Origin of the sequence: Thauera sp. 27, from assembly GCF_000310125.2 — a bacterium.
In the GTDB taxonomy this organism is placed as follows: domain Bacteria; phylum Pseudomonadota; class Gammaproteobacteria; order Burkholderiales; family Rhodocyclaceae; genus Thauera; species Thauera mechernichensis.
Genome location: NZ_AMXB01000003.1, coordinates 147,472 through 166,855, shown reverse-complemented (window position 1 = coordinate 166,855; position 19,384 = coordinate 147,472). Strand labels below are relative to the sequence as shown.

The window sequence follows — 19,384 nt, the reverse complement described above, 5'->3', positions numbered from 1 at the left end:
TTCGTATCGTCCGCTCCACTTGGGGCGAGGCGGTTCTGCTCCGGGATAGACGAATCGATAATCGGAGGAGATCGCCGTGATGCTCAAGAAGACCCTTTTTGCCGCCGCTACCGCGGTGTTTGCCACCCTTGCCGCGGGCGTCGCCCACGCCGAGCCGGCCAAGCCCGAGTGCATCGCCCCGGCCAAGCCGGGTGGTGGCTTCGACCTCACCTGCAAGCTGGCACAGAGCGGCCTGCAGGACGGCGGCCTCCTGAAGGCGCCGATGCGCGTCACCTACATGCCGGGCGGCATCGGCGCCGTGGCCTACAACACCGTGATCGCCAACCGCCCCGCCGAAGCCGGTACCATCGTCGCCTTCTCGGGCGGTTCCTTCCTGAACCTGGCGATCGGCAAGTTCGGCAAGTACAACGAGAACGACGTGAAGTGGCTGGCTGCGGTGGGTGCCGACTACGGCGCCATCATCGTGCGCGCCGACGCGCCCTTCCAGAGCCTGAAGGATCTGATCGAGGCCACCCGCGCCAACCCGGGCAAGGTGGTGTATGGCGCTGGCGGTTCGGTCGGCAGCCAGGACTGGATGAAGTCGGCGCTGATCGCGCGCGAGGCCGGCGTCAATCACAAGAACATGCGCTACGTGGCCTTCGAAGGCGGTGGCGAGGCGATGGCCGCGCTCATGGGCGGCCATGTCCAGGCCTACTCCGGCGACGCCTCCGAGGTGCTCGGCCACCTCAAGGGCGGTCGCATCAAGGTGCTCGCCATCCTGGCGCCCGAGCGCCTGAAGGGTGAGCTGGCCGACATTCCGACCGCGATGGAGCAAGGCTACAACGTCGACTGGACGATCACGCGCGGCTTCTACGTTGGCCCCAAGGTGGCCGATGCCGACTACCAGTGGTGGCTGCAGGCCTTCGACACCATGATGGCCACGCCCGAGTTCGACAAGCTGCGCGAGGAGCGCGGGCTCTTTCCCTACCACCTGACGGGTGACGCCCTGACGGCCTACGTGCAGAAGGAAGTGGCGCGCTATCGCGAGCTCGCCGCCGAGTTCGGCCTGACGGCGCAGTAAGCCTCGCCGCTCGGGCAAGGGCGCGGGCACGACCCGCCCGCGCCGCGTGCAGGCTCCGGCTGGCGCGCTGCCCCCACTCCTGTCCCCTCCGCGCCTTGCCGGGCGCGGCCCTCACCTGAAGGGAGATCGCCATGAGCGAACGCATCTTCGGCGGCGTGCTGGTGCTCATCAGCCTCGTCGGCCTCTTCATCGCGCGCGGTTTCGAAGCGCCGTTTTCCTATGAGCCGGTCGGGCCGAAGGCCTTTCCGATGATCGTGCTGGCGCTGCTCGGCCTGTTCGCGCTGGCGCTGGTCTTCGGCAAGACCGAGAAGACCGCCTGGGCGCCGGGTCCGGTGATGCAGCGCATCGGCCTGCTGTTCCTGGTCGTGCTCGGCTATGCGCTGCTGTTCGACCGTCTCGGGTTCGTGATCGCCACCGCGCTGGTGACGCTGCCGGTCGCGCGCCTGTTCGGCGCGAGCTGGAAGCAGGCGCTGGTGAGTGGCGTCGGCCTCGGCATCGGCCTGTTCTATTTCTTTGACCGCCTGCTCGACGTCGCGCTGCCGACCGGGCTGTGGCTCAACGCGATCACGGGGTAAATCATGGAAACCTTGACGCTTCTCGCCCAGGGCTTTGCCGTCGCAGCGACGCCCGAAAACCTGATGATCGCGCTGATCGGCTGTTTCCTCGGCACCGTCGTCGGCCTGCTACCCGGCCTGGGCCCGATCAACGGCGTGGCCATCCTGCTGCCGATCGCCTTCGCCATGAAGCTGCCACCGGAGTCGGCGCTGATCCTGCTGTGCGCGGTGTATGCCGGCTGCGAATACGGCGGCCGCATCTCGGCGATCTTGCTCAACGTGCCGGGTGATGCCGGCGCGGTGATGACCACGCTCGACGGCTATCCGCTGGCCAAGAAGGGCCTCGCCGGGCCGGCGCTGTCGATGTCGGCGGTGGCGTCCTTCACCGGCGCCATGGTCGCCACCCTGGGCATCGTCGCCTTCGCGCCGCTGCTCGCCGAATGGGCGATCGCCTTCGGCCCGGCGGAATACTTCGTGCTGATGGTGCTGGCGCTGTCCTGCCTGGGCGGCCTGGTGGGCGATTCCCTGCCCAAGGCGATGATCGCCTGCCTGATCGGCCTGCTGCTATCGACGGTGGGCATCGACTCGAACAGCGGCGTGTATCGCTTCACCTTCGACATGCTGCACCTGGCCGACGGCATTCCCTTCATCGTCATCGTCATCGGCCTGTTCGCCGTCAGCGAGATCCTGCTGATGCTGCAGAGCCTGCATGCCAACCCCGAGCCGATCGCGCTGTCGGGGCGGCTGATGTTCAACCTGAAGGAGTTCATGCTCGCCAAGTGGACGATGCTGCGCTCGGCGGTCGCCGGCTTCTTCATCGGCGTGCTGCCCGGCGCGGGTGCCACCATCGCCTCGGCGATGTGCTACGCCAGCGAGCGCCGCATGGCGGGCAAGGATCACCAGTTCGGCGAGGGCGACATGCGCGGCGTGGCCGCGCCGGAGGCGGCCAACAACGCCTCGGCCAACGGTTCGCTGGTGCCGATGCTGACCCTGGGCGTGCCCGGTTCTGGCACCACCGCGGTGATGATGGGCGCGCTCACGCTGTACAACATCACCCCCGGCCCGACCCTGTTCCAGGACCAGCCGGTGATCGTGTGGGGCCTGATCGCTTCGCTCTTCATCGCCAACGTCATGCTGCTGGTGATGAACATCCCGCTCATCCGCGTGTTCGTCAAGTTCCTGTCGATCCCGGTGTGGTTGCTGGTGCCGGGCGTGGCGGCAATCTCGATGGTCGGCGTGTATGCGGTGCATGGCAACACCTTCGACCTCATCGTCGGCGTGCTGGTCGGTGCGCTGGGCTATGCGCTGCGCGTCATGAACTTCCCGATCGCGCCCTTCATCCTCGGCTTCGTGCTCGGCGACATGATGGAGCAGAACCTGCGCCGCGCGCTGTCGATCAGCAACGGCGAGATCGGCGTGCTGTTCTCCAGCCCGATCGCCATCGGCCTGTGGGTGGCGGCCATCGCCATGCTGGTGGGCCCGCGTGTCGCACGCATGCTCGACAGCCGCCGCGCGGTGGCCCAGGCATGAGTTGAAGACTCACCTCCACGGATTCCGTCCTCTGCGTTGCGACGGAATCCGGCTTGCGGTGGCCCCGTCCCGGGTCGCCGCCTTTGATGGGCGCCTGCGGGCGCCCGTTTTTTTGCGGCAAGGCCCGAGGACTCGACGGCTCACCTTGAACCTCTTCTGCTCGACGGTGAGGTTGAGGTCGCCGGCGTGGCTGAGCGGTGTCTTCCCTACCGATCCCGTTGACTGTGCGTCGCCGCTTGATCGCCATCTCGGGCGTCTTCCGGGAGATCTGCTCGAAGCCTCTGCCGGTGATGGCCGAATCGCGACACTTTCGCTGTCCTGCCGCCCTTGCGCACAGCAATAGAGGCGGAACTCTGGCGAGTTCCGCCTCCATCAGGGTAGCTGCGCGCCTGCCAGTGATTCGACTTTACGTGTTTGCCGCGGACTGGGATCCAGGACTGATCACCCGTGGCCGCCCGCCCTGGTCGAGGGCGACGAAGACGAAGCTGGCGTCGGTGACCTTGACCTGTTCCTCGCCGTCGCGCGAGCGGCGCCAGGCCTCGACCTCGATCGTCATCGAGCTGCGGCCGACGCGCACGATCTCGGCGTGGAGGCTGACCTCGTCGCCGATGAACACCGGGCGCAGGAAGGTGATGCGGTCCACCGACACCGTGGCGCAGCGGCTGCGCGCGCGGCGGGCGGCGACGTTGCCGGCGGCGAGGTCCATCTGCGCCATCAGCCAGCCGCCGAAGATGTCGCCGGCGGGGTTGGCGTCGGCGGGCATGGCGATGGTGCGGATTGCGGGTTCGCCGCGCGGCATGGTGGTCGAGTCGTTCATGGTGAGGTTCCGGTGGGGGTGGGGGAAGCGCTGCCCGCGGCTCGCCGGGGGCGGCGGAGTGCCCGCCCCCGGGTGAGCGGCGTCAGCTGACGTGACGGCATTTCGACGCCGGCGTGCGCGTATCCATGTTGCGCCCGCGGTTCAGGTGGTCGTCGATCTCGGCCGCGCAGCCCAGCATGCGGGCGTGCAGGAACAAGGTGAATGCGGCGTCTTCCAGGCGCGCTTCGTCGATGCGGCCTTCGCGCCACGGCTGCCAGGTCAGGCGCAGCAGCAGGGCGGCGATCACCGCGTCGATGTTCACGCAATACACCGTGCGCGATACCCCGGCCTCGTGCAGCGCCTGCACCAGGGCGTGGTAGAAGTCGTGGAACACGTTGGCCTCGCCGCGCGCGGTCATCAGCTCGTGGATGAAGGCTTCGCGCGGATCGATGTTGACCGGCCGGTCCTTGAACACCGGGTGGTTCACGCCCGGGATCTTGCGGATGTCCTCGCTGCCGGTCTGCTTGCGTTCGGCCTTGTAGCGCGCGTAGTCCTCGGCGCAGTGGCGGGCCAGCGCGGCGACGTCGATGCCGTGGGCGGCCGTCGGGTCGTCGAGGCCGCTGTCGCGAAACTGCTCGATCAGGAACTGCACGCCCTCGAAGCCGTTGCCACCGTGTGCGTAGCCGGTGTGGGTGAGGAAGCCGACGACCGCCTTGTTGAGCTGCACACGCTGCGGCGTTTCCGGGCCGTCGGCCGAGACCGCACCCTTGGCGCCCTGGGCGGAGATGGTGCCGGGGCCGTTGCTGAGCAGGATGCCGACCAGGGTCTGGTAGGCGAACAGGTCGGCCAGCCGTGGCACGCGGCCGAGCAGGGCCTGGCAGGCGAGCGCGGTGAGCGAACCGCTACCGAGCATCTCGGCCTCGTCGATGCCGCAGAAGCGGCCGGCCTCGTGCTGCTCGGCCGGGGCCGAGGCGCCGATCAGGGTGCCGACCAGCTGCAGCCACCATGGCAGGCTCTCGGCGGTCAGGCGCGAGACGCGCTTGCGCATCAGCGGTCCCCACGCGAGCGTGGTGGTGATCGCGGCGAGCACGGCATCGGCACTCAGGGGCACGCCGGTGTGCTGCAACAGGCGCACGGGCAACGAGCGCGCGTCGCGTGCCGCCAGCCCGGCGAGCATCGCCTCGGCGCGGGCGTCGGGCGCCGGGGCGTGGACCAGCGCGACCAGATCGGCGTCGTCGGCGAGGGTGCGGCAATCGAAGTCCTCGTCGAGCGCGTCGCGCAGGCCGGCGGCATGCAGGCGCTCGATCAGCGCTGCGACGATCGTGCGCGCGCGCTCGGCGCGGCGCGGGCCGACGATTGCCATGGCGGCGGCGAGCACTGCGTTGGGCGCATTACCGGCGGCGCGTGCGGCCTCGGCCGCGGCGAGCGCGGGGTCGCCATGCAGGTTGAGGTGGGCGCCGACCGCCACCGCGATCAGCTTGCGGTCGTTGTCGCCGCCGGCCTCGCGCAGCAGGGCCAGGCCGAGGTTGGCCTCGAGCGGGCGGCGTGCGGCCTCGAGCACGCTGACCCCGTGCAGGCTCGAGACCTGGGTCGCGGGGTCCATCTGCGAGGCGCCCGAGGCGTCCTTCATGGACCCGCGCGGGAACACCGCGCCGACCTGTTCGGCCAGCCGCGCGATCTGGCTGCGATAGGGCTCGATCGCCGGCACCACCGGCAGGTCGAGCTGCGGCGGCAGGGCGATGCCGAGGTTGGCGCCGAACCAGGGCTTGAGCTCCATCGTGCCTTCAGGCTCGAAGTCCGGCAGGGTGGCGTTGGCGCGCATCACCGCGGTGAGCGCGGCGGGAATGTGGGCGATGTTGGTGACCACCGCGCCCTTCGCCGAGAACACCGGGTTGTCCGGCGTGTACAGGCCGTCGACGCCGAACTTGTCCATGAACCAGCGTTCCTTGGCGGCGGCATCGTCCTCGCCGCCGGCCATCGCACCGGCATGGCCCACGGCGCGCGTGAGGCGCGACTTCCAGCGCCCGACCACGCAGGCCACCACCGGCTTGGTGAACTCGGCGTCGCGCTCGTAGTAGCCACCGGGCTCGCAATACAGCACCGCAGCCTTGCTGCGCGCGTCGTTGGCGAGGGCGAAGGCGAACTCCGGCGCGGCGTAATGGATGTAGACGTCCTTGCCGCTGGAGACCAGCGTGGTCGTGCCCCAGCCCGCCATGCGCAGGTACTGGGCGATGGTGGTGGTGAAGCCGCCGGAGTTCGACAGTACCGCGATCGAGCCGCGGCGCAGCGTGTCGGACGGGTTGTCGCCACCGAGGGCGCCGCCGATGCGCACCTGGTTCCACGAGTCGGCCACGCCCAGGCAGTTGGCGCCGAAGATGTCGATGCCGTGCTGCTGGCCCATGGCGCGGATCTCGCGTGCGTCATGCACCGAGATCTTCTCGGTGATGATGAAGACCTTCTTCAGCTCCGGATTCACCCGGATCAGCTCGGCCACGCCGTCGCGCGCCGCCGACGGCGGCAGATAGACCACGCCGCAATTGAAGCGGTGGCCATCGTCCAGCCCCTCGCGCACGCTGTTGTACACCGGGACGTTGCCGAGGGGGGTCTCCAGCACCTGGCCGCGGCGCCCCGGCGAGGTGCCGAACACCACGTTGCCGCCCGACCACGCATGGCCGACCGGCGTGACCTCGCTGGATTCGCCGCCGAGGATGTTGAGCACGCACACGCGGTCGTGCCGGGTCGCGATGTGGGCCAGCGAACTGATCCCCACGTAATACTTGAAATCACCAACGCCTTGTTGGTACATGGCTGTCTCCTTGGAATCGGGGTGTCGGGGCTCAGGCGGCCGTGGCCGCGGGGGCGAGCCCCAGGCGCGCGGCGACGGCGTCGCGGCCGCCGGCCTTCATCCATTCATTGGCTTCGCGGGCGTAGTCGACCACCTCGCTCATCGCCGAATCGAAGCCGAACAGGCGGTAGGGCAGGCCGAGCGCCTCGCAGGTGTCGCGCAGCACGCCCATGCCGCGCACCAGGTTCGGTCCGCCGCGGCCGGCGACGACGTAGAGCGGCGTCGGGCCATGGCTGCCGAAGTGCTCGCGCAGCGCGTCGGCCATGGCGCGGAAGGTCTCGTGGATGTCGGTGTTGTTGGACTTGCCGCCGATGATGAAGAGCACGTTGGCCTGACGCAGCCAGTGCTTGAAGCAGATCGACGCCACCGACTTCATCTTCTCGTAGGGGGGGTTGCCGCCGAAGTCGGACGAGATGATGGCGTCGTCGCCGAGCATCTCGGTGACCAGCGAGTTGGCGCCGCCGCCGAAGGTGGGGGCGAGGATGGTGCCGCCGGCGTTGATCACGTAGACGTCGCTCTGGCCCTGGTGGGTGCGCAGCTGGTTGATCTCCTGCTCGAAGTCGGAATAGTCCACTGCGAACAGGTGGGCGGGCAGGTTGAGCCGGTGCCAGCGCGGATCGTCGCGGTCGAAGCCGCACTTGAAGTCGCAGGCCACAGGGGTGAGCCGGCCGCGGCGGTCGGGGCGCATGCGGATCGGGTTGAGCTCGAGGGTGGTCATGCCGAAGTCGTGGTACAGCTCCCACAGCCGCGGCAGGTGCTGCACCAGCGGCGAGATGATCTGCTTGGGCGCGCCGATGTCGGCGAGCGCGTTGGCGACGACGAAGGCCTTCAGGCCGGTGAGCGGGTCGAAGGGCACGCGCGCGACCTGCGACTTGTCGAGTTCCTCGATGTCGACGCCGCCGCGGTGGGTCAGGGTCATGGTCGGGGCACGGAACTCGGTCGAGTCGGTGATCGAGAAATAGACCTCGTGCTCGGCCGGCACCGCAGCTTCGAAGGTGACGCCGTTGGCCTTCGCCACCTGGTGGCCGTGGCGATGCTCGACGAAGTACAGGCGCTCCTTCTCGGCCAGCGCGGTGCGCAGGTCCTTGGCACGCCCGATGAGGCCGGCCTTGCCCTTCTTGCCGACACCGCCCTTGAACAGCGGCTTGACGAAGACCGAGCCGTGACGCTCGATGAGCGCCTTGATCTGCTCCTCGCTGGCGTCCGGGCCGAGCACCTCGGCGGTGGGGAAGTCGGCGAACTGCAGCAGACGCGCGCCGTACAGCATTCCCGTGATGTTCATGTCGGGTTCTCCAGTGTGCGGTTGTCGAGGGTCAGAAGCGGTGGCGCATGCCGGCCATCATCACCCGGTGGTTGTCGCCGGCTGCCGGCGTGATGTTGCCTATTGCATAGTTGGCACCGCTCTCGTTGGAGAGCTGCGAGTAGCCGGCGTAGAGCGTGGTGCGCTTGGAGAGGGCGTGCAGGTAGTAGGCCGACCAGCCGCTGGCGTCCTCGCCGGCGGCGCCGTCCGATTCGTCGCGATCGGCATAGCTGAGCGCGACCGTGTTCGCAGGGTTCAGACGGATCTCGGCGCTCACGGCCCAGGTGCGGGCCTTGCCGTTGCCGACGGTGCCGCTCTCCTTGTCCTGCGACCAGGCGAAGTACGGCTTCACGATGCCGAAGTCGTAAGCCAGGCCGACGCCGCTGGTGCGCACCTTGCCGCCGCTGGCGTCGCGCTGCACGCTCTGCGTGGTGAGCGCGCCGGAGAAGGCGCCGTTGCCGTAGAGCAGGCTGAGGCCGTGGCCGTCGCCTTCCTTGCGCGCGGTGGACGTGGTGGCGACCTTCTCGCCCAGCCAGTAGCCGGCATCGAGCTCGAAGCCGGCAAGCTTGGGCGAGCGGTACTTCACCATGTTGTCGAAGCGCACCTCGTAGGCCGGCTTTACGGCGCCGGTCTTGCGCAGCAGCAGGCCGGCGCTGCGATCGGCGTTGCCGGTGGCGTCGAAGGGGTCGAGGGCGACGAAGGCGGGCGAATACTGGCGGCCCAGGGTCAGGCGGCCGAGGCTGCTCTCGAGGCCGACCAAGGACTGGCGGCCGAACAGGCGTCCGCCCTGCTCGGCGAGGCCGGTCGAGGGGTCGAAGCCGCTCTCGAGCACGAACACGGCCTTGATGCCGTTGCCGAGGTCCTCGTTGCCACGAAAGCCGAGGCGCGAGCCGTTGAGCTCGCCGTGGTGGACGCCCTCGTAGCGCTGGTCGCCCGATCGCTCATGGCTGAGGTTGAGGTCGATGAGGCCGTAGATGGTGACGTTGGACTGGGCGAGCGCGAGCGACGGGGTGGCGACGGCGGCGGCCAGCAGGACCGATTTGGAAAGGCGTTGCATGGAAGTCTCCTCGATCTTGTGAGTGGGCGCGCCAGACACGTTGGCGCGGCCCGCATTGCAGCGCCGTCGCCTTTCGATCGCCTTTCACTGCTGCCGGTCCGTGAGGAGGATGGACCGATGACTGCGCCCGTTGCAGGGCTGTCGTCGACAATTCAGGGTGCCGGGGCGGCCCCGAGCGGCAGCTCCACTTCCACGCACAGGCCGTGCCCGCCCTCGCCGTCGCGCAGCGTGATGCGGCCATCGTGGGCGAGCGCGATCTCGCGCACGATGGCCAGTCCTAGGCCGCTGCCGTCGCTGTCGCCCTGGCCGAGGATGCGGTAGAAGCGCTGGAACACGCGTTCGCGCTCGGCCTCGGGAATGCCCGGCCCCTGGTCGCATACGCTCACCACCGCCTCGCCGTCGAAGGCGGCGACAGCGACGGTGACCGCCGAGTCGGGCGGGCTGTAGCGGATCGCGTTGTCGACCAGGTTGGAGACCATCTCGCGCAGCATTGGCGCGTTGCCCTCGATCATCAGCGCGTGGCCGATGCCTTCGTAGGCGAGGTCGATGCTGCGCTTGAGGGCGAGCGGGGCGAGCTCCATTGCTACGTCCTTGACCAGGCCGGCGAGGTCGAGCGGCGCGCGCTCGTCGATGAGGCCGTTGGCCGCCTCGGCGCGCGACAGGGTGAGCATCTGGTTGGCCAGCCTGCGCGCGGCGCGGGTGCTGCGCAACAGACTGGCGAAGGTGTTGAGCATCTCTTCCGGGTCGGTCTGGCGCAGGCCGTACTCGGCCTGGGTGGTGAGGACCGCGAGCGGGGTGCGGATCTGGTGCGCGGCGTCGGCAAGGAAGCGTCGGCGTGCGGCCAGCATGGCCGACAGGCGCTGCATGTGGTGGTTGATGGCGTCGATCAGAGGCGCGACCTCGCTCGGCACGCCGTCGGCCCGCACCGGGGTGAGGTCTTCCTCGTCGCGGTTGCGGATGTGGTCGCGCAGCGCCACCAGCGGGCGAAACGCCGTGCCGAGGGCGAGCAGCACCAGCACCGCCCCGACGGCGACCAGGGCCGACTGGCGTTGCAGGCTGGCGATGAACAGTTCGCGGGCGAGGGTCTCGCGCGCGCCGGTGGTTTCGGCAAACACGATCAGTACGGCGTCGCCGCCTTCCAGCGCGGGGTCGTACAGGCGCTTGTACATGGCGGCCATGCGCACCGTCTCGCCGCGGTAGGCGAGATCGAAGATCCTTACCATGCCCTCGCCGGCGGGCAGCGTGGGCGGGCGTAGATCGGCATAGCCGGTGACGAGCACGCCCGCGGCGTCGAACACGGCGTGGAAGATACGCTCGGCGGCGCTGTCCTCGAAGCCTTCGAAGGCAGCGTAAGGAATGTCGACCTGGATCTCGCCCTCGAGCGAGTGGGTGCGCTCGCCGATCGCTCGCACCGAGGCGGTCAGCGTGCGGTCGTAGGCTTGGTTGACTGCGTCGAGTGCGCCGCGGTAGCTCAACCAAGCACTGACGATCAGCATGAGCCCGAGCGGGGGCAGCAGCCAGCCGAGGACGCGACGGCGCAGGCTACCACCGTGGCGGCGCGACACGGCCGGTTCGACGGCTGCGGCCGCAGCCTCGCCGTCACCCTGGACGGCGGCGCCATCCGCGCGTCCGCCCTGCTCGGCCCTGGGGGCTGCGCGCATATCAGGGCGCCGGCCGTTCGGCGAGCAGGTAGCCGAGCCCGCGCAAGGTGTTGATGACGACGTCGGCGCCTTCGAGCTTCTTGCGCAGGCGCGAGACGTAGATCTCGATGGCCTCCACGCGGGCGTCGGCGTCGAACTCGAATACCTTCTGGAACAGGGCCTCGCGCGCCACCGGGCGGCCGACGCGCGAAAGCAGCACCTCGAGCACCGCCAGCTCGCGCGGCGTCAGCGCCAGCATCTGGCCGTCCACCGTCGCCATGCGGTTGGTGGTGTCGAACTCGAGCCGGCCCAGGCGCACCCGCGGCACCTGGTTGCCAGCGCGGCGCAGCAGGGCCTTGATGCGGGCCTCGAGCTCGGCGAGTTCGAAGGGTTTCGTCAGATAATCGTCGGCACCGAGATTGAGGCCTTCGACGCGTTCTTCGGTGCTGCCGCGGGCAGTCAGCACCAGCACCGGGGTGGGAGTGCTGCCTTCGGCACGGCTCTCGCGGGTGCGCAGCCGGCGCAGCACGTCCAGGCCGTCGAGACCCGGCAGGGAGAGGTCCAGGATCACCACGTCGTAGCGCTCGCTGCGCAGGGCCTGGTCGGCATGGTCGCCACGCCCAAGCACCTCGAGCACGAAGCCGCTCTGGCGCAGCGAGCGCGCGACCCACTCGGCGAGTTCGGCGTGGTCTTCGACCAGCAGCAGGCGCATTGGCGTTCCGGTGAAAGTGAATCGAAAGGCGTGTCGGCGATTATCGGGGCAAAGGCGGATGGCGTCCAAGCCGCCGACTTGCAGGGAGATCGGGATATGAGAACAGTGCGGACGAGGACCGGCGCCGGCGCCGTGATGGCGATGGTCCGAGCTTGCCGTGAGGCGTTGTGCGGGCTGCGCGTGGCGGTTTTCGGGCTGGCCATGCTGTGTGCGGGCAGCGCCCTCGCCCGGCAGGCGCCCGATGCGCGCGAGGCGGCGGTGCGTGAAGGCGTGGTGGTCGTGTATGCGGCGGCTGACCAGGATGTGGTGCAACCCATCCTCGACGACTTCGAGGCCTTGCACCCAGGGATCCGCGTCGAATACCACGACCTGAGCTCGAACGAGCTCTACCAGCGGGTGGTGGATGAGCGTGCAGCCGGTACGCTAGGTGCAGACGTGGTGTGGAGTTCGGCCATGGACCTGCAGGTGAAGCTGGTCAACGATGGCTATGCCCAGCCCCACCGCTCGCCCGAGACCGCCGCGCTGCCGCGCTGGGCGGTATGGAAGGACGAGGCTTTCGGCACTACCTATGAGCCGGCGGCGATCGTCTACAACAAGCGCCTGCTGACTGAGGCCGAGGTACCTGACACCCATGCCGAGCTGATCCGTCTGCTCGGGGAGCAGCCTTCACGACTGCTTGGGCGCTTGGCCAGCTATGATCCCGAGCGCTCCGGCCTGGGCCTGCTGCTGCATACCCAGGATGCACAAGCCAACCCGATCGTGTTCTGGCAGCTGGCGCGCCGGATGGGCGAGCTGGGGCTGGAGCAGCACAGCTCGAGCCGCGACATGCTCGACCGTCTCGCCGCAGGCCAGCTGGTGCTGGCCTACAACGTGCTCGGTTCCTATGCGCACAAGCGCGCACGCAGCGAGGCGGTGCTCGGCGTGGTGTGGCCGCAGGACTATACCCTGGTGCTGAGCCGGGTTGCCTTCATCGCCCGCGATGCCCGCCATCCGGCCGCGGCGCGGCTGTGGCTGGACCACTTGCTGTCGCCGCGCGGACAGGCTTTGCTCGCCGAGCACCTCGGCCTGCTGCCGGTACGTGCCGATGCCGGCACGGCGGGGGCCGACAGTGCGGCTGCCCTGCTGCATGAGAACCTGCGCCATGCTTTCCGCCCGATCCGCATCGGCTCGGGACTGCTCACCTACCAGGACCAGGCCAAGCGCCAGGCCTTCCTGCGCCAATGGGACGCTGCCACACGGCCGTCCGTCGAACCCTAGATGTCGTCCTCAACACAGAAGAACAGCGGCGCTTCGTGGCGCTATGTCCTGGCCACGCTTGTGCTCGCGGCCGTCGCCGGCTGGCTGGCCGAGCGCTTCCACCTGCCGCTGCCGTGGATGATCGGTCCGCTGTTTGCCGTCGCCGCCGTGCGCATGGCCGACATCGAGCTGCGCCCGCTGCCCGGTGGTCGGCAGAGCGGGCAATGGGCGATCGGTGCCGCACTCGGCCTGTACTTCAGTCCCGAGGTCGTGGCGCAGCTGAGCCTGCATGCAGCGCTGGTGGTGGCTGCTGCAGTCGGTTCGCTCGTGCTCGGTGTCCTTTGTGCGCTGATCATGCGTCGCCTGGGTGGCGTCGATACGCCAACCGCCTTCTTCGCGGCGCTACCCGGCGGTGCCTCCGAGATGGCCAATCTCGCTGACCGCTACGGCGGCGCGGTGGATCGCATTGCCGCAGCACATGCTATTCGAGTAATGATGGTGGTGTCGCTACTGCCCTTCGCGCTCACCTTTGGTGGGGTGCACGGCAGTGATCTCTACGTGCCGATCGCCCAGGCCGTGGATGCCCGGCATTTCCCGCAGCTGGTGGTGGCGAGCCTGCTTGGCGTGGCGGCGTTCAAGCTGTTGCGCATTGCCAACGCCTGGGTGCTTGGTCCGCTGCTCGGTGTGGCAGTCGCGACGCTCGCTGGGGTTCCGCTGTCCGCCCTGCCCGTCTGGGTGGTCAACGGCGGACAGCTGCTGATCGGTTGCGCGCTGGGCTGCCGCTTCTCGCGTGCGTTCTTTCGTGCTGCGCCACGCTTCATGGCGGTGGCTGGGCTGACTGCGGTAATGTCGATCGTGTTTGCCGGCGCTTTCGCCGCTTTGCTCGCACTGGCTTCGGGGGTGCCGCTGCCGACCTTGATACTGGCGACTGCGCCGGGCGGGGTATCGGAGATGTGCATCACTGCCAAGGTGCTGCAGCTCGGCGTGCCGCTGGTCACCGTCTGCCACGTGCTGCGCGTGGTGGTGCTGACCGTGGGTGCGCAGTGGAGCTTCGGGGCGTTCCGGCGGATGGTGGAGACCTGAGCAAGGCAGTCGACCTGGGGTGGTTAGCAGGGCGCATGCGCGGAGCAGATGGATGCGCCATGTAGATTTGACCAAGTTCGTCTTGGATGGATTAAGCGCTCACAGGCGCTAATCCGTGGCGGCCCGCAGGCGATCGAGGCGCAGGCGCTGGCGTTCGTCGAACAGGCGGCGCGCGCCCAGGCTGACGGCCACCACGGTCCCGAAACCGGTGCCGCCTGCAATGAGGAACATGACCAGGATCTGGTACTTCACGGCGTCGACTGGTGGCGTGCCGGCCAGGATCTGACCGGTCATCATACCCGGCAGGCTGACGATGCCGGCTGCAGCCATGGCGTTGATGATCGGGATCATGCCGACGCGAATTGCCTCGCGTCGGCTGTCGGCGATGGCCTCGTTCCAGTCCTGGCCGAGCGCGAGCCGGGTTTCGAGTACGGCGCGTCTTGTGCTTGCCTCCTGGGTCAGGCGGTCCAGCCCGAGTGCAATGCCGTTCATGGTGTTGCCAAGTACCATGCCGAGCAGCGGAATGGCGTACTGCGGGGCGTACCACGGCGTGCTGCCGATTACCAGGACAAGGGCCAGCACGGTGACGGTGAATGAGGAAACGAACATCGACAGCGTGCCCAGGCCAAAGCCCCAGCCGCCTGCGAAGCGGCGCTTCTGGCGCGCCATGACTTCGTGTCCGGCTGCGGTGATCATGATGGCAGCCATGATCGCCACCCACAGGAAATGTGCGTTGTCGAACAGCAGCTTGAGCACCAGGCCGATCAGCAGCAGCTGCATCGTGGTGCGCATGGCCGACACCAGGAGGCGGCGCTCGATGCCCAACTGGAGGCGCAGTGACAGCACGGCCAGGGCCAGTATCAGCACGGCAGCAAGCGCGAGGTCGAAGACCGAGAGCGTGATCAAGATCGGGCTGGCTCCGCTGTGGTCGTGCATTCGGCCGTGAGGCGGCCGTCCACGAGGAGGAAGCAGCGCTGCGCCACGCGTGATGCCTGGCGGGGATCGTGGCTGATCCACAACAGGGCGGCGCCGGTCGAGCGGCGGTAATCGTCGAGCAATGATTCGACGCGCGCCGTGCTGTCCTCATCGAGGTTGCCGGTGGGCTCGTCGAGCAGCAGCGCGGCGGGACCTTGCATCAGGGTCCGCAGCAGCGCCAGGCGTTGGCGTTCGCCGGTCGAGCAGCGTGCGGCCTCCCAATCAAGGGCGGTCGGTGGGAGGCCGAGCCTGTCCAGCCAGACGGGTTTGCAGCCCGTGCTGAAGTGGGCGCCGATCGTATCCGACCACCATTGGGCTTCTGCTGCCAGCAGTGCGACCTGTCGCCGCCAACTCGGGGCCGGCATGGCCGAACAGCGACGGCCGTCGAGCCAGGCCTCTCCCTGGTGCGGGTCGAGGTCGGCGATGGCGCGCAGCAGCAGGGACTTGCCGCTGCCCGAGGCGCCCCGGATGCAGACGCATTCGCCCGCGCCGACGGTGAGATCGAGCGGACCGACGTGCAAGGCTTGAAACTGGTGCAGGGCGAGCGTTGCCATGGCCGCCATCTTCCCGCGCGGCACGCGGGTTTTCAATCGGTGTTCGTCGTGCTTTGGCTAGGTGCCGAGGGCGCGTGTGCGCGAGAATGCATAGCCTCAATCCGCGTGCGCGATGATGCGGAATCTTTCTTCCGCGCAGCGCTCTGATCTGCCAAGACGCGACGCAGGCGCATACTGCGCATTCACTTCAGGACAAGTTCATGCACAAGGATCCTCGTTTCTCCGGTGTATTCCTCAATGTTGGCGGTGGCAGTGCCACGCCGCCATCGCTGTGGCAGAAGATCGTCGGCGGTGTGGCGGCGCTCGGGGTGTTCGTGCTGGCGCTGACCTTCTCGGTGGCCTTGTTCGCCGTGGTGATCACCGTTGGCGTGGTCGTATGGGCTTACTTCTGGTGGAAGACGCGCGCGCTGCGCAAGGCCATGCGTGAGCAGATGGATGCGCGCATGGCCGAGGCCGGCATGCGTGCGGGCGAGTCCGGCGGGGCGCAGGCCGCGCGTGGCCTGATCATCGAGGGCGAGGTGATTCGCGAGGTCAAGATCGAGGACGGCGCGGGCCAGGACGAGCGCGGACGCTGAGCAGGCCGCCCGCCCTCACTTCAACTCGCCGCCGCCGCCGGCCCGCGGTGCCTCGATGGTCTGCAGCCGCGCTTCCTTGCCGTCGATGCTGCGGATATGCACATCCATCTGGTTGAAGGCGATTTCGATGCCGTGCTCCTTGAACAGGCGGTCGATCTCGCGGTTGATCTCGTCGATGGCGGCGTTGCGGTCGCCCAGCTCGCGTACATGCACGCGCAGTTCATGGTCGAGTGTGCTGGGGCCGAAGCTGAGGAAGAACACCAGCGGCTTGGGCTCCTTGAGTACGCGCGTGTTGTCCTCGGCGATCCGTAGCAGCAGCTTGCGGGTGAGCTCGAGGTCCGAGCCGTAGGCCACGCCCACCTTGACCGTGATGCGGGTGACGGTGTCGGTGAGCGACCAGTTGGTGAGCTGGCCGGTGATGAAGGCCTTGTTGGGGACGATCATTTCCTTGCGGTCGAAGTCGGTGATCGTGGTGGCGCGGATCTGGATGCGGGTGACCGTGCCCGACACGTTGCCGATGGTGACCGTGTCGCCGATGCGCACCGGGCGCTCGAACAGGATGATGAGGCCGGATACGAAGTTGGCGAAGATCTCCTGCAGGCCGAAGCCCAGGCCCACCGACAGCGCTGCCACCAGCCACTGCAGCTTGTCCCAGCTCACCCCCAGCGAGCCGAGCGTGGCGACGATGCCCACCGCCATGATCACGTAGGACAGCAGTGTGGTGGTCGCGTAGGCGCTGCCCTGCGCCAGCTGCAGCCGTGACAGCACCAGCACCTCGAGCAGGCCAGGCAGGTTGCGCGCGAGCAGGAAGGCGATGCTGCCGATGACCAGCGCGGCGATGAGGTCGCGCAGGCTGATCGGGGTGACGCTGGCGGTGTCGCCGCTGCCGCTGGCGTATTCGTACAGGGTGATGTTGTCGAGGTAGGCGAACACCGTGATGAGGTCCGCCCATACCCAGTACAGGCTCAGAAGCAGCCCGGCGAGCAGGCCCAGATGCAGCAGGCGCAGCGATTGCTGGCTGATGCGATCGATGTCGAAGCGAGGTGGCTCGATGCCGTCGTCGGTGTCGGCGCCGGGCAGGCCTTCGCGCTCGGCGGCTTCGCGGCGCGCGACCGCCTGCTGGTGGTCGAGGCGGCGGGCGGCGACGCCGAGGGCGCGGATCACGGTGGCTTCGACCAGGCGCCAGAGGATGAGCACGAACAGGGTGTCGATCAGCCGCCCGGTGAGCTTGAGCGCGGTGTAGTAGTAGCCCATGAGCAGGGCCGCGATGAGGGCGAGCGGCATCAGTCCGAGGGCGACGCCGATGGCGACGCGCAGCGGCGAGGGCCGGTCCTGTTGCGAGCGGTGGATCAGCAGGCGCGCCATCAGCCAGGCCATGGTGGCGTAGCCGGCGAGCAGGATCAGGATGCCGAGCACGTCGTTGGCGAGCGCCTCGGGCTGGCGTTCGGCCATGGCGACCACCGCCACCACCGCGAGCACGACCAGGCCGAGGTGGCGCATGTGGCGGTGCAGCTCGCGCACGCGCTCGAGCGGCCAGCGGAAGTGGCGCTCGGCGACGCCAGCGGGCGCGAGCACGCGATACGCGGTGTAGAACACCAGCCAGGCCTGGGCCATCTGCAGCAGGGCGGCGCCCAGGCTGGCGTTCTGGCCGCGGGCGTCCATCTGCAGGGCAAGCCCGGCGAGGGCGAGCAGCAGGCTCACCGGCAGTGCGAGCAGGATGTTGAACAGGATCGCGAGCGGCGTGTGCAGCTGGCTGTCGCGGCGCACGTAGCCGATGTCTGCATGCAGACCGTCCAGCCGGGCGCGCAGCCAGCGCCGCCGCGACAACAGCCACAGGGTCAGCAGCAGCACCGGCAAGAACAGCAGCGGACGAGCCTTGAGACCTGCCCACAGTTCCGTGCTCGCCGACTGCCACGGGATGGCGGCCAGCTGCGCCTGCAGCGCGGCAGGAACGGCCATGACCCAGGCGGCATCGAGCGGGCGGTTGCTGGGGATCCAGAACATCTGCTCGTCCAGCGTGCTGCGCAGGCGGTCTGCCGTGGCCTGCAGCTGCCGTTCGCTGAGCTGCAGTGTGATCGATTCGTTGAGGACGGCGCTGAGTTCGCGGTTGAGCCGTTCGAGTAGCTCCGCGCGTGCCGTCAGCAGCCCGAGCAGCTGGCTGCGCATGGTCTCGTCGGCCTGCTCAGGCGGCAGTTCGGCGAGCAGGCGTTCGGCATGGGCGGCGGGGGTGCCGAGCTGTTCGCGTTGCTTGCTGACCTCGAACTGGTAGAGGCGGATGTCGGCGATCTGCTCGGCGAGCTGCTTGTCCACGCGCGGCTGCGGTAGCGCGCGCTTCTGCTCGAGCAGGATGCGCGACAGCAGCAGGCTGCCCTGCAGTACGTTGATCTGCTCGTCGATGATGGTGCCGGCGCGGTTGAGGCTGTCGAGCTGCTGGCGGGTTGCCAGATTGCGCTGGGTGAGCGTGTTGAGGTGCTCGGTGGCACGCAGCAGGTATTCGGACACACGCTGGTTGGCAGCGATCTCGCGCGCGATCAGGCCGCCGGTGTCGGGTGTCTGGGCCTGCTCGCGCCTGAGCGCCTCCACGGTTTCCACTGCGTCGGCGCTGCGCCGTGCGTTGATCGCGGATTGCAGTGCGTGGGTCTCGGCGCCGAGGCGGCGAAGGTGCTCGGCAGCGAGTTCACGCCGTGCCTGGCCGAGGTCCTGCAGTACGCTGCTACCCGAGAGTTCGAGCTGGCGCAGGCGGTTCTGTGCGTCGAGCGCATGCCATTCGGCCGCGAGCGCGTCGCGCCGCTCGGTGGTCAGCGAGCGGGCCTCGCGGCCCGGGCCCTGCTCGCGGTTGGCGGACAGGGCGGCCTCGATGGCGGTCATGCGTGTCTGGTTGGTGCTGATCTCGGTCTGGGCGCGCTCCGGGCCAGTGCGGGCACTCAGCAAGAGTGCGTCGGCCTCATCGAGACTGCGCTGCCATTGGCTGAGTTCGGCATTGCGCTCGGCCAGGCGTTGTTCGAGCACACCGGCGGACAGCTCCGGGCCGAGGGCTGCAGCCTGGTCAGGCTCCGCCTTGGCCTGCAACGCATCCAGTTGAGTCCGTGCAGTGGCAATCTGCCGGGGGGCTGCGGCCAGGCGCTCGTTCAGCGTGCTGAGCTGCTGGCGGTAATCCTCCGCGGCGGCGAGCCGCGACAAGGCCTGGTCCAGGGCTTGCTGAGCCGCCTGGCGCTCGGATTCGGGCAGCTGGCGCTCCGCCAGTGCAGCGGCGCGAGCCTGCAATTCCTTGGCCGCCGGCGGCAGGGGCGGTTCTGCCGCTGCCCGCAATACGAGCAGTGGCAGGAGCAGGAGGACGAGAAGGCGGACCAGGTGCGGGAACGAGGGCATGCGCGTAAGGAGCGATCTGGGCAAGAGCGGAGTGTACCCTGCTGCGCGGCGAGCGCAGTGTTCCTCCAGCATGGGTGGGTGTGGGTCGGCGCGACGGC

At 68.6% G+C, this 19,384-nt stretch carries 15 protein-coding genes; 6 read left to right on the top strand and 9 right to left on the bottom strand.

What is annotated here, in order from left to right; translation table 11 throughout:
* Window positions 1–79: 79 nt before the first annotated feature.
* The 3 genes from B447_RS02630 to B447_RS02620 all read left to right on the top strand — a co-directional run bounded on the left by B447_RS02630 (window position 80) and on the right by B447_RS02620 (window position 3,144).
* Window positions 80–1,060 (top strand): Bug family tripartite tricarboxylate transporter substrate binding protein, encoded by a 981-nt coding sequence (locus tag B447_RS02630; RefSeq protein ID WP_002926290.1) that lies wholly within the window; start codon window positions 80–82, stop codon window positions 1,058–1,060.
* Between the two features lie 131 nt (window positions 1,061–1,191).
* On the top strand, window positions 1,192–1,635 hold the full coding sequence (locus tag B447_RS02625; protein WP_002936139.1) for a tripartite tricarboxylate transporter TctB family protein: 444 nt from the start codon (window positions 1,192–1,194) through the stop codon (window positions 1,633–1,635).
* A 3-nt stretch (window positions 1,636–1,638) separates the two neighbouring features.
* Entirely contained in the window at window positions 1,639–3,144 is a 1,506-nt protein-coding gene (locus B447_RS02620; protein ID WP_002936138.1) for a tripartite tricarboxylate transporter permease, read from the top strand.
* A gap of 406 nt (window positions 3,145–3,550) precedes the next feature.
* Here the strand turns inward: B447_RS02620 and B447_RS02615 are convergent, their stop codons facing one another.
* The 6 genes from B447_RS02615 to B447_RS02590 all read right to left on the bottom strand — a co-directional run bounded on the left by B447_RS02615 (window position 3,551) and on the right by B447_RS02590 (window position 11,494).
* The gene (locus tag B447_RS02615; protein WP_002936137.1) at window positions 3,551–3,961 is read right to left on the bottom strand and encodes an acyl-CoA thioesterase; all 411 of its coding nucleotides are present in this window, start codon (window positions 3,959–3,961) and stop codon (window positions 3,551–3,553) included.
* A gap of 82 nt (window positions 3,962–4,043) precedes the next feature.
* The gene (locus tag B447_RS02610; RefSeq protein ID WP_002936135.1) at window positions 4,044–6,746 is read right to left on the bottom strand and encodes a CoA-binding domain-containing protein; all 2,703 of its coding nucleotides are present in this window, start codon (window positions 6,744–6,746) and stop codon (window positions 4,044–4,046) included.
* A gap of 31 nt (window positions 6,747–6,777) precedes the next feature.
* Window positions 6,778–8,067: an ATP citrate lyase citrate-binding domain-containing protein gene (locus B447_RS02605; protein ID WP_002936134.1), complete on the bottom strand. Its 1,290-nt coding sequence runs from the start codon at window positions 8,065–8,067 to the stop codon at window positions 6,778–6,780.
* 31 nt (window positions 8,068–8,098) lie between these two features.
* Entirely contained in the window at window positions 8,099–9,142 is a 1,044-nt protein-coding gene (locus B447_RS02600) for a porin (RefSeq protein ID WP_002936133.1), read from the bottom strand.
* A gap of 152 nt (window positions 9,143–9,294) precedes the next feature.
* Window positions 9,295–10,803, bottom strand: a complete 1,509-nt coding sequence (locus B447_RS02595; RefSeq protein ID WP_002936132.1) for a sensor histidine kinase — start codon at window positions 10,801–10,803, stop codon at window positions 9,295–9,297.
* A 1-nt stretch (window position 10,804) separates the two neighbouring features.
* Window positions 10,805–11,494 (bottom strand): response regulator, encoded by a 690-nt coding sequence (locus tag B447_RS02590; protein WP_002926268.1) that lies wholly within the window; start codon window positions 11,492–11,494, stop codon window positions 10,805–10,807.
* A 96-nt stretch (window positions 11,495–11,590) separates the two neighbouring features.
* On the opposite strand from B447_RS02590, the gene B447_RS02585 reads away from it, so the two are divergent.
* Window positions 11,591–12,751 carry an ABC transporter substrate-binding protein gene (locus B447_RS02585; protein WP_232431455.1) on the top strand — a complete coding sequence of 387 codons (1,161 nt, stop codon included), beginning with the start codon at window positions 11,591–11,593 and terminating at the stop codon, window positions 12,749–12,751.
* Complete coding sequence (locus B447_RS02580; protein WP_002936124.1) at window positions 12,752–13,813, top strand: AbrB family transcriptional regulator; 1,062 nt, start codon at window positions 12,752–12,754, stop codon at window positions 13,811–13,813.
* A gap of 108 nt (window positions 13,814–13,921) precedes the next feature.
* Here the strand turns inward: B447_RS02580 and B447_RS02575 are convergent, their stop codons facing one another.
* Together B447_RS02575 and B447_RS02570 are read right to left on the bottom strand one after the other, a co-directional pair.
* The gene (locus tag B447_RS02575) at window positions 13,922–14,719 is read right to left on the bottom strand and encodes an ABC transporter permease (RefSeq protein ID WP_002936121.1); all 798 of its coding nucleotides are present in this window, start codon (window positions 14,717–14,719) and stop codon (window positions 13,922–13,924) included.
* Complete coding sequence (locus B447_RS02570) at window positions 14,716–15,378, bottom strand: ABC transporter ATP-binding protein (RefSeq protein ID WP_232431453.1); 663 nt, start codon at window positions 15,376–15,378, stop codon at window positions 14,716–14,718. The genes B447_RS02575 and B447_RS02570 overlap by 4 nt, the downstream gene beginning before the upstream one ends.
* Window positions 15,379–15,542: 164 nt before the next feature.
* Between B447_RS02570 and B447_RS02565 the strand changes: the two genes are divergently transcribed.
* Entirely contained in the window at window positions 15,543–15,917 is a 375-nt protein-coding gene (locus B447_RS02565; protein ID WP_002926263.1) for a hypothetical protein, read from the top strand.
* Between the two features lie 15 nt (window positions 15,918–15,932).
* Here the strand turns inward: B447_RS02565 and mscK are convergent, their stop codons facing one another.
* On the bottom strand, window positions 15,933–19,286 hold the full coding sequence (gene mscK, locus B447_RS02560; protein WP_002936118.1) for a mechanosensitive channel MscK: 3,354 nt from the start codon (window positions 19,284–19,286) through the stop codon (window positions 15,933–15,935).
* Window positions 19,287–19,384 lie beyond the last annotated feature (98 nt).

Excerpts from the sequence above, each read along its gene's own strand:
- B447_RS02590 (WP_002926268.1), bottom strand. The coding sequence starts at position 11,494 with ATGCGCCTGCTGCTGGTCGAAGACCACGCCGAACTCGCCGAGTGGGTC.
- B447_RS02565 (WP_002926263.1), top strand. The coding sequence starts at position 15,543 with ATGCACAAGGATCCTCGTTTCTCCGGTGTATTCCTCAATGTTGGCGGT.
- B447_RS02605 (WP_002936134.1), bottom strand. The coding sequence starts at position 8,067 with ATGAACATCACGGGAATGCTGTACGGCGCGCGTCTGCTGCAGTTCGCC.
- B447_RS02610 (WP_002936135.1), bottom strand. The coding sequence starts at position 6,746 with ATGTACCAACAAGGCGTTGGTGATTTCAAGTATTACGTGGGGATCAGT.
- B447_RS02585 (WP_232431455.1), top strand. The coding sequence starts at position 11,591 with ATGAGAACAGTGCGGACGAGGACCGGCGCCGGCGCCGTGATGGCGATG.
- B447_RS02625 (WP_002936139.1), top strand. The coding sequence starts at position 1,192 with ATGAGCGAACGCATCTTCGGCGGCGTGCTGGTGCTCATCAGCCTCGTC.
- B447_RS02630 (WP_002926290.1), top strand. The coding sequence starts at position 80 with ATGCTCAAGAAGACCCTTTTTGCCGCCGCTACCGCGGTGTTTGCCACC.
- B447_RS02580 (WP_002936124.1), top strand. The coding sequence starts at position 12,752 with ATGTCGTCCTCAACACAGAAGAACAGCGGCGCTTCGTGGCGCTATGTC.
- B447_RS02620 (WP_002936138.1), top strand. The coding sequence starts at position 1,639 with ATGGAAACCTTGACGCTTCTCGCCCAGGGCTTTGCCGTCGCAGCGACG.
- B447_RS02615 (WP_002936137.1), bottom strand. The coding sequence starts at position 3,961 with ATGAACGACTCGACCACCATGCCGCGCGGCGAACCCGCAATCCGCACC.
- B447_RS02600 (WP_002936133.1), bottom strand. The coding sequence starts at position 9,142 with ATGCAACGCCTTTCCAAATCGGTCCTGCTGGCCGCCGCCGTCGCCACC.
- B447_RS02595 (WP_002936132.1), bottom strand. The coding sequence starts at position 10,803 with ATGCGCGCAGCCCCCAGGGCCGAGCAGGGCGGACGCGCGGATGGCGCC.
- mscK (WP_002936118.1), bottom strand. The coding sequence starts at position 19,286 with ATGCCCTCGTTCCCGCACCTGGTCCGCCTTCTCGTCCTCCTGCTCCTG.